An 8,377-nucleotide genomic window follows, 5' to 3' on the forward strand; every position below is an offset into this window, starting at 1 on the left:
TTTCCGAACGCGGCAGTTGCTGATTTCTGGCGACAAGCAATGGGGCAGGAGCTGGATAACATGACGGTGGTTGACCGGTGGCGACCAGAGACCGCGGCAGGCGGATTTACTCGGGACGATGAGGACATAGCGTTCTACACACACATCAACGCCCTTGTGCGCCCTGATATGGTCGTGGTCGATTTGGGAGCTGGGCGGGGGTCCCGCTTCGATGACGGAAGCGCTCCATTCCGCAAATCGTTTTGCAACTTTCAGGGCCGCGTCGGGAAGGTCATCGGGTTAGACGTCGATCCTGTTGTCATGAAGCATCCACATCTTGACGAAGCTCATGTGATCGAGGCAGGCGGCAGCCTGCCGCTGGCAGACAGCAGCGTCGATGTCGTCTTCTGCGAATGGGTGATCGAGCATGTCGAACATCCCGAGGAATTTGCACGTGAGGTTCAGAGAGTTCTCAAGCCCGGCGGGTGGTTCTGCGCGCTCACACCAAACCGTTTTGGCTATGTCGGCATCTCCAACAGGGTCGTGCCGGAGGGGTTCAAGGACCGCCTGATGCGGCGTGTCTGGCCGGAGCGGCCGCCAGAGGACGTGTTTCCCACATTCTATCGAATGAACACCTTGGGCAGCATCCGGCGCGCATTGGGTGAAGAAAACTGGACGCACCACGGCTACACTTCCAACGGCACTCCAAGATATCACGGAGGGACGGCAATCGGCTTTGCCCTCGTCTCGCTTCTGCAGTGGTCCATGCCGCCTGCCATGCGCACAAACCTCCTCGTGTTCTCGCAAAAGCGGCCACAGGCGACGGGTGCGCACGCTTTTTCGCCGGATGCTATTCGGAGAAGCTCGCAGCTAACCCATTAATGACGCGATACTGCGGCTCGATGTGCGGCGATGCCTGCGCGACGCGCCGGGCCCCCGGACTATCTCCACAAGACGTGCGGAGTTACGCCACTGCCGGGATGGAATAGTCGAAAGCGACGCGATTGCGGCCGAGCCGCTTGGCTTCGTAGAGGCAGCGGTCCGCCTGGCGCAGCACGTCGGCGACTTTGGCCCGGTCCATCGCCGCTCCGCCGATGCTGACGGTGAGGCCGGGCGCCTCCGAAGCATCCGGATGCCAGGGGATGCACTGCACCTGCCGCCGGATAAGGTCGGCCATTTGCATGCCCTCGTCGAGGCTTACGGAGACGAGCAGGATGCCGAACTCCTCGCCGCCGATCCTGCCGACGAAATCCTTCCGGCGCACCGCATATTGCAACGCCTTGGCGATCTTCATCAGCGCCTCGTCGCCCTTTGGATGGCCGTAGCTGTCGTTGATCCGTTTGAAGTGGTCGGCATCTACGATCAGCACCACGTGGCTGTCGTTGCGCTCACGATGCTGCTCGAGCTGGTGCAGGAAGCCTTCGCGGTTGAGCAGCCCTGTCATGTGGTCGTGACGCGCGTTGAAAGCCAGGCGCTCATGCGCCTTGTTCAGATCGAGATGAGCCCTCTCAAGCTTCGCGTGGGCCGCCTGCAGATCTTCGCCCTGGGAGAAGACGTACCAGCCTATCGGCGTTCCAACGACGATCGGGATCACCAGGCATTCGACCCAGCTCAGCCAGTCGATCGGCATGCCCGCCGCCCACCGCACGGAAAAAGAAGTCACATAGGTCGCCGCCACTGCGATGGCGGTGAAAATCGAAATCCTGCCGAGAATGCGCTTTGTCCGCGGGTCCATGGCTCAACTATAGCGGATACAAGATGAAACGCCGTTTATTGAATTTCGTAAATTTTTAGCCGCGCGCTCAAATAGAGCGCCCGCACGATCTCAAATTTCGAACTCGGCCTGGCCGCGATCGATCGCGTCGACTGTATCGGCGGCGAGACTGCGCGTGATGCGCGTCTTCTGCTCGAGGGCCGCGCGGTCCAGCCGGCCGACGATGCGTATGGCCGTCGCCAGCGAGCGCTCGATGCGCCGGACCAGAAACTGCACGACGTTGGCGTCAACCTCGATCTGCCGGTCAGCGAAGAGCTTGGTGATGACGCCAGCTAGGAGCAGGTCGTCCGGCTCGTGGATTTCTACCGTAGCGGCGGCTTTGAGCCTGGACATGAGGTCGGGAAGCGCCACACCCCAGGCGGCGGGAAAGCGCCGCGCTGTCAGGAGTACATGCGTGCCCGCCGCCCGCGCGGCATTGATCAGGTGAAACAGCCCCTGCTCGTCGAGCCCGCCGCGATCGGCGTCGTCGATGAGTGCCGGGCGGCCCGCATCCAGCCCGGAGACTTCGCTCTCGATGCGCCGCGGGTCGAGCGTCGCCGCGTCGGATGTTTCGCGCCAGATCGAAGCCAGATGCGATTTGCCCGAGCCGGCAGGTCCGGCCAGAACGACCACTGTCGCCGGCCAGTCCGGCCAGCGGTCGATGAGCGCCACGGCCTGCCTGTTGGCGTCAGAAACCACGAGGTCGTCACGCGAATAACCCGTGGAATGGCCGAGATCGAGCGGCAGCTGGCGTGGTTTTTCAGGCGTGCGCATCGCCGTCACGTTCACCGTCACCGCCCGCCGGCTTGGTCAGCCGGACGGCTTTGGCCTTCACGGGCTCTTCGACATGGCCCTTGTAAAGCGGCGATTCGAGATAGCGGGAAATGGCGAAGCGTACCAGCACCGCCACCGACGCCGCCGCAGGTACGGCGATCAGCAGGCCGACGAAACCGAACAGCGCGCCGAACGCGAACAGCGCAAACATCAGCCAGACCGGATGGAGCCCGACGCTTTTCCCGACAAGGCGCGGCTGCAGGATGTTGCCCTCGATGAACTGCCCGGCGAAGAACACGCCGGCAACGACCAGCACCATTGTCCAGTCCGGCCAGAATTGCACGAGCGCAAGACCGACCGAAAGCACCAGCCCGACCAGCGAGCCGACATAGGGGATGAAACTGATCAGCCCGGCGAACAGGCCGATGAGGATGCCGAAGTTCAAGCCTGTGAGCGTCAGCCCGACAGCGTACATGGCGCCGAGGATCAGGCAAAGCGTGCCCTGCCCGCGCACGAAGCCCGCGGTCGCCGTATTGATGTCGGTGGCGAGCTGGCGGACCGTCTCGACATGATCGCGTGGCACCCAGCTGTCGACCGTCGCCACCATGCGGTCCCAGTCGAGCAGCATGTAGAACGCCACGACCGGCGTGACGATGAACAGGCCGGCAATGCTGAATATGGCGACGCCCGAGTTCCAGATCGACTGGAACACGGTCGTGACCAGGCCCATGCCCGAAGTCAGCAGCGAATTCAGGCCTTCCTGCAGGCTGCCCGCATCCAGTCCGAATCTCTGTTCCAGCCAGTTCGGATCATAAGAGGTGACCAGGGCCTGGAACCGGCTCAGATATTCCGGCAGCTTGACGAGAAAATCTGAAAGCTGGGAGGCGAGCACGGGGATCAGTATCACCAGGGCGAGCACCAGCACGACGAGGAAGGCAATCAGGATCAGGATCGTCGCCATCACCCGCGACAGGCCGATCCGCTCGAGCCGGTCGGCGACCGGGTCGAGGAAATAGGCGAGCACCATCCCGGCCACGAAAGGCAGCAGGATGTCGCTGAACAGATAGACGAATACCGCGAGAATGATCGCGGTGATGACCCAGAACCGGATCTGCCGGCGGAACGCCGCGGAGGCAGCATCCTCGAGCGTCACGTCAACTGTCTGGAGTTTTGCTTTCGCCATAGCCGCTCATATGCCTCAGCCAGGCCACGAGATAGGCTGCGGCCGAAGCGACGGTCAAGAGGCCGGACAGGAATATAAGGCCCGTGCGGAGCGGGCCGAAAAGCATTTCGAAGGCGAGCTCGGCAAGCACCACCGCCGCAAGTACGATCTGGACAAGCGTATTGGCTTTTGAAACCAGCAGCGGTTTCATTGCCACCGGCCTTCCCATGATCGTCGAGAGAAGCACGGCGCTTACGATCAGCGCGTCGCGCGACACCGCCGCGACAACAAGCCAGAGCGGCAGTTCGCCCATGAAGCCGAGGACGATGAAAACACAGACAAGCAGAAGCTTGTCGGCCATCGGGTCCATATACGCCCCAAGTTCGGAGCGCTGGTTGAAGTGCCGGGCGACGAAACCATCGACGCCGTCCGAAATGCCTGCGATCAGGAACCCGGCGAAGGCCCAATCCATATGCCCGGCCAGCAACGCGTAGACGACGCCCGGCACCAGCACGAAGCGCAGGATCGTGATCATGTTGGCTACGGTCACGGCATCTCCATATTCCAGGCCGACCTTCCTGTTACATGGTCGGAAAGAGCATCTGCCGCAAGGCACTCGCGCGCAAGGTCTGATTTAGAGGCTTCAATCGGCCAAGCCAGCGGTTGGGCAAGCGTCTTCTTGCTAGGCGTGACGGTTCATGCGAATAGCGCCATGATAGCGGCCGCAGCCAGGGAAGCGAAATGGGCGAACGGAAGAACGGGCTGACCTACGCCGAGGCTGGCGTCGACATCGACGCCGGCAATGCGATGGTGGAAAAGATCAAGCCGCTGGTCCGCTCAACCAGGCGTCCTGGCGCGGATGGCGAGATCGGCGGCTTCGGCGGTCTGTTCGACCTAAAGGCCGCGGGATTTTCCGATCCCATTCTGGTGGCCGCCAATGACGGCGTCGGCACCAAGCTCAAGGTCGCGATCGAAGCCGGCAAGCACGACACGATCGGCATCGATCTCGTTGCCATGTGCGTCAACGACATCGTTGTCCAGGGCGCCGAGCCGCTGTTCTTCCTCGACTATTTCGCCACCGGAAAGCTGGATCCGGATCACGGCGCATCGATTGTAGCGGGCATCGCCGAAGGCTGCCGTCAGGCCGGCTGCGCGCTGATCGGCGGCGAGACGGCGGAAATGCCCGGAATGTATCATGGCAACGACTACGATCTCGCCGGCTTCGCCGTCGGCGCCGCCGAGCGCGGCCAGCTTCTGCCCACCGACGATATCGTAGAGGGCGACGTTCTCCTTGGCCTCGCCTCCTCCGGACTGCATTCCAACGGTTTTTCGCTGGTCCGGCGCATCGTCGCGGCAAGCGGCGTCGGCTGGCAGGATGCCGCGCCTTTCGCCGATGAAGGGACATTGGCCGAAGCACTGCTCGAGCCCACCCGCATCTATGTGAAATCGGTGCTCAAGGCGATCCGCGGCACCCACGGCATCAAGGCACTGGCCCACATCACCGGCGGCGGTTTTCCCGAGAACATACCGCGCGTGCTGCCCAAGGATTTCTCGGCCGAACTCGACCTCGAGGCGATCGACGTGCCGCCGGTTTTCGGATGGCTTGCCAAGACCGGAGGCGTCGCGCCGACCGAGATGATGCGCACCTTCAATTGCGGCGTCGGTATGATCCTCGTCGTCGCGTCGGGCCAGGCCGCCCAAGTCGCTGCCGTGCTTCAGGAGGCCGGCGAAACCGTATCGCCGATCGGCCGCATCGTGCCGCGCCGCGACGCCGGCGTCATCTACCGGGGAGCGATCGCGCTATGAGCATCAGCCGCAAACGCACGACCATCCTAATTTCCGGACGCGGCTCCAACATGGCGTCCCTGATCGAGGCGGCTTCCGAGCGGAGCTTTCCGGCAGAGATCGTCGGGGTCATCTCCGACAAGGCGGACGCGCGCGGCCTCCACATCGCCGCCAGCAGGGGCCTGCCGGCTCGCATAATCGCCCGGAGTGATTTTTCCAGCAAGGAAGCTCATGACGCGGCCATCGACGATGCGCTGTCGACCTTCGAGGCGGAGATCGTCTGCCTCGCTGGCTATATGCGGCTCTTGACCACCGGTTTCGTGGAAAAATGGCAGGGCCGGATGCTCAACATCCACCCTGCCCTGCTTCCTGCTTTCCGGGGGCTCGACACCCACACGCGCGCGCTGGAAGCCGGCATGCGCATCCATGGCTGCACGGTCCATTTCGTCACAGCGGAAACCGATTCCGGCCCGATCATTGCGCAGGCCGCGGTGCCGGTGCTTCTCGATGACACTGAGGCTGCGCTCGCAGCCCGCGTGCTTAAGGCGGAACACCATCTCTATCCCCTCGCCCTGCGCATGGTCGCGCTCGGCATGGCGCGGATGGAAGGTGGCCGCACAGTCTTTGCCGACACCGAACTGGTCGAGCAGAGCGCCGGCGGCTTCCTGTCGTCGCCAAGTGCTATCCGCGAAGCCGTCGACCTGGAGCAGCTCGCTCGCTTCACGCCGTGACACGGCCCGCCAACCGCGAACCGGGATCATGAAACGGCTGCTGCTGTTGCGCCATGCGAAATCGAGCTGGGACGACCCGGCCCTCGCGGATTTCGACCGGCCGCTCGCACCGCGCGGACGCAAAGCCGCACCGCTCATGGGCCGGGAACTCGCCGCCCGCGACTGGCTGCCGCAACTGGCGCTGGTGTCACCGGCAGCGCGCAGCCGTGAGACGTGGGAGCTGGTCGCAGCCGCACTGCCCGGCTCCGTGTCAGCCGATTTCCCCGATCTTCTCTACGACGCCACACCGGAAGACGTGCTTTCCGAAATTCGACGAACACCGAAAGCCATAAAGACGCTGCTCGTCCTCGGCCACAATCCGGGCCTCGAAGACCTCGCCAAGCGACTTGCCGGCGCAAACTCCGAGAAAAAGGCTTTGCAGCAGCTTCGCGAAAAATTCCCGACCGCGGCGCTCGCCCGCTTTGATTTCGACGGCAAATGGGAAAAGTTGCGCTTTGGCGATGCCCGGCTCACACATTGCCTACGGCCGAGGGACTTGGGCTGACGGCGGAAAGGGCGTGCCTGCGGATACCCCCGGTGATTGCCGAATCTTGAAACTGGTAGCATAATTTGCTACCAGTGCTCCCAAGGAGTTCGCTGAATGTCATCTGTCGAAAAAGTAAGCGTGGCGCTGTCGCCGGAACTGCTCGAGACGGTCAGGCAGGCCGTCGCGACGGGCGAATATGCTTCGGCAAGCGAGGTCATACGCGAGGCGCTGCGCGACTGGCGGCTTCGACAGCCGCTCAAGCGGGCCGAAGTAGAGAGGCTTCGAAAGGCTTGGTCTGAGGGTCTCGATAGCGGTGAAGTCCGCGCTTTCGACATGGAGGATATAAAGCGACGCGCGCGCGAACGGTTCCAGAACGCATCGAACGTTCGCCGTAATGGCTGAGGTTCGCATCGTCCGAAGCCCAGCGGCTGAGGACGATCTCATCTACATCTGGTGCATGGTTGCACTCGACAACCCGCCTGCGGCAGACCGGCTTCTCGACTCCATCGCGGAACGGATATGGCAACTCGCAACGTTTCCCGATTCCGCGCCGCTCAGGCCCGATATCGGGCGGGATGCAAGAGTCCTGCAGGTCGGGAGTTATGTCGTCCTGTACAGGCATTTGGGCGGAACGGTCGAAATCGTGAGAATCGTGCATGGCGCGCGCGATCTGACCACGCTCATATAGGCGCCTTCAGTCGCGAACGTTCACACCGCCGCCCGCACCCACACCTTGTTATCGTGGAACGCCGCGCCGCCGTAGGGCGCCGGAGCGTCGGCGCCGGTCAGCACGTTGATGCCCTCGCCGCGTTCATGCGCGTCGTTCGGCCAGATGCCCTCGGCGATCACCACGCCACGTTTTATCCCGTCGAAAAGCTTTGCGTGCAGCACCACTTCGCCGCGCGAATTGCCGATCTCGACGCGGTCTCCGCTAGCTATCGCCAGTTCGGCCGCGTCCTCCGGATGGATCAGCAGTTCCGGCCGGCCCTCTCGCGCCTTCGAAACCGGTGTCTCGGTGAAGGTCGAGTTCAAGAAATTGCGCGCCGGCGATGTCGCCAGCCGGAACGGGTGCGCCTCGTCGGCGATCTCGATCAGGTCCACATGGTCGGGGAATTCCGGCAGAAGCTCATGCGGGCCGAACATGCCCATGCTCTTCGGCGGACGGTTTGGAGCCGCCTGCCCGGTCCAGTCGGGCTTGAAGCGGAACTTTCCGTCGTGATGTCCGAAACCCTTGAGAAAATGCGCGTCCTCGAACTCCGGCTGCAGGTCGGCCCAGCGCTCTTCCCTGAACGTGTCGAAACTGCCCAATCCCTTCTTCTCGAGCATGATCTCGATATGCTCGCGCTCAGTCATGCCGAAGCCCGGCAGATGCGACACGCCCAGCCGCTTGCCCAATTCCTCGATCACGAAATGGTTCGTGCGTGGTCCCTCAGGCGGGTCGATCAGCTTCGGCCCCAGCGTGATGTGCTGGTTGCCGCCGCCCTTGTAGATATCGTCGTGCTCCAGAAACATCGTCGCCGGCAGCACAACGTCGGCGAGCTTCGCGGTGTCCGTCATGAACTGCTCGTGCACGCAGGTGAAGAGGTCGTCGCGCAAGAATCCCTGCTTCACCAGCCGCTGGTCCGGCGCGACATTGGCCGGGTTGGTGTTCTGGATCAGCATCGCCG

General features: G+C 63.0%; 11 protein-coding genes. 6 read left to right on the forward strand and 5 right to left on the reverse strand.

The window, feature by feature from the left end; translation table 11 throughout:
• The first annotated feature begins 60 nt into the window (after positions 1-60).
• Positions 61-861, forward strand: a complete 801-nt coding sequence (locus MAXJ12_RS11360) for a class I SAM-dependent methyltransferase (RefSeq protein ID WP_139043866.1) — start codon at positions 61-63, stop codon at positions 859-861.
• Between the two features lie 82 nt (positions 862-943).
• On the opposite strand, the gene MAXJ12_RS11365 is transcribed toward MAXJ12_RS11360, so the two are convergent.
• From MAXJ12_RS11365 to MAXJ12_RS11380, 4 genes are all read right to left on the reverse strand, one after another.
• Positions 944-1,714: a GGDEF domain-containing protein gene (locus MAXJ12_RS11365; RefSeq protein WP_008836003.1), complete on the reverse strand. Its 771-nt coding sequence runs from the start codon at positions 1,712-1,714 to the stop codon at positions 944-946.
• A 90-nt stretch (positions 1,715-1,804) separates the two neighbouring features.
• Positions 1,805-2,506 carry a DnaA regulatory inactivator HdaA gene (hdaA, locus tag MAXJ12_RS11370; protein ID WP_008836004.1) on the reverse strand — a complete coding sequence of 234 codons (702 nt, stop codon included), beginning with the start codon at positions 2,504-2,506 and terminating at the stop codon, positions 1,805-1,807.
• Positions 2,493-3,689 carry an AI-2E family transporter gene (locus tag MAXJ12_RS11375; RefSeq protein ID WP_050898814.1) on the reverse strand — a complete coding sequence of 399 codons (1,197 nt, stop codon included), beginning with the start codon at positions 3,687-3,689 and terminating at the stop codon, positions 2,493-2,495. Before MAXJ12_RS11375 ends, hdaA begins: the two co-directional genes overlap by 14 nt.
• On the reverse strand, positions 3,661-4,218 hold the full coding sequence (locus MAXJ12_RS11380; protein ID WP_040585882.1) for a CDP-alcohol phosphatidyltransferase family protein: 558 nt from the start codon (positions 4,216-4,218) through the stop codon (positions 3,661-3,663). Before MAXJ12_RS11380 ends, MAXJ12_RS11375 begins: the two co-directional genes overlap by 29 nt.
• Positions 4,219-4,409: 191 nt before the next feature.
• Between MAXJ12_RS11380 and purM the strand changes: the two genes are divergently transcribed.
• From purM to MAXJ12_RS11405, 5 genes are all read left to right on the forward strand, one after another.
• Positions 4,410-5,474 (forward strand): phosphoribosylformylglycinamidine cyclo-ligase, encoded by a 1,065-nt coding sequence (gene purM, locus MAXJ12_RS11385; RefSeq protein WP_008836007.1) that lies wholly within the window; start codon positions 4,410-4,412, stop codon positions 5,472-5,474.
• The gene (gene purN, locus MAXJ12_RS11390; RefSeq protein ID WP_008836008.1) at positions 5,471-6,184 is read left to right on the forward strand and encodes a phosphoribosylglycinamide formyltransferase; all 714 of its coding nucleotides are present in this window, start codon (positions 5,471-5,473) and stop codon (positions 6,182-6,184) included. The genes purM and purN overlap by 4 nt, the downstream gene beginning before the upstream one ends.
• A 28-nt stretch (positions 6,185-6,212) precedes the next feature.
• Entirely contained in the window at positions 6,213-6,728 is a 516-nt protein-coding gene (locus MAXJ12_RS11395; protein ID WP_008836009.1) for a SixA phosphatase family protein, read from the forward strand.
• Between the two features lie 96 nt (positions 6,729-6,824).
• Positions 6,825-7,112, forward strand: a complete 288-nt coding sequence (locus tag MAXJ12_RS11400) for a type II toxin-antitoxin system ParD family antitoxin (protein WP_008836010.1) — start codon at positions 6,825-6,827, stop codon at positions 7,110-7,112.
• Complete coding sequence (locus tag MAXJ12_RS11405) at positions 7,105-7,398, forward strand: type II toxin-antitoxin system RelE/ParE family toxin (protein WP_008836011.1); 294 nt, start codon at positions 7,105-7,107, stop codon at positions 7,396-7,398. The genes MAXJ12_RS11400 and MAXJ12_RS11405 overlap by 8 nt, the downstream gene beginning before the upstream one ends.
• A 20-nt stretch (positions 7,399-7,418) precedes the next feature.
• Here MAXJ12_RS11405 and MAXJ12_RS11410 read toward each other — a convergent pair.
• On the reverse strand, positions 7,419-8,377 hold a 959-nt coding region (locus MAXJ12_RS11410; RefSeq protein ID WP_008836012.1), incomplete at its 5' end, for a molybdopterin-containing oxidoreductase family protein.

Source organism: Mesorhizobium alhagi CCNWXJ12-2, from assembly GCF_000236565.1.
GTDB classification, from domain to species: Bacteria; Pseudomonadota; Alphaproteobacteria; order Rhizobiales; family Rhizobiaceae; genus Allomesorhizobium; species Allomesorhizobium alhagi.